Origin of the sequence: Pseudomonas tremae, from assembly GCF_001401155.1 — a bacterium.
Classification (GTDB): domain Bacteria; phylum Pseudomonadota; class Gammaproteobacteria; order Pseudomonadales; family Pseudomonadaceae; genus Aquipseudomonas; species Aquipseudomonas tremae.
The window spans coordinates 1-256 of the sequence record NZ_LJRO01000319.1; the positions used below are offsets into that span (position 1 = coordinate 1).

Sequence of the window (256 nt, forward strand, 5' to 3'; positions counted from 1 at the left end):
CAGGCTATTGTTCGGGGTGTTGTCACAATGTGTTCGGACTTGGGGATTAAGCTCATTGCCGAAGGTATAGAGCAGGTTGAGGAGCGGGACTTTCTCGCCGATTGCGGCATTTTCCTGATGCAGGGCTATCTGTTCGCCAAACCTGCATTCAAAGCCCTGGCGCAGATAGCACCTGACGTCTGGCAGAAGTCTTGAGACATACGGAATTGCATTGAAAACATTCGACCATCTGACAGTCATCGGCCTGCGCGAGTGG

1 protein-coding gene is annotated in these 256 nt (G+C 52.3%); it reads left to right on the forward strand.

The window, feature by feature from the left end; translation table 11 throughout:
* A partial coding sequence (locus ALO43_RS18590) for an EAL domain-containing protein (RefSeq protein ID WP_157062331.1) occupies positions 1-195 on the forward strand: 195 nt, incomplete at its 5' end.
* Positions 196-256 lie beyond the last annotated feature (61 nt).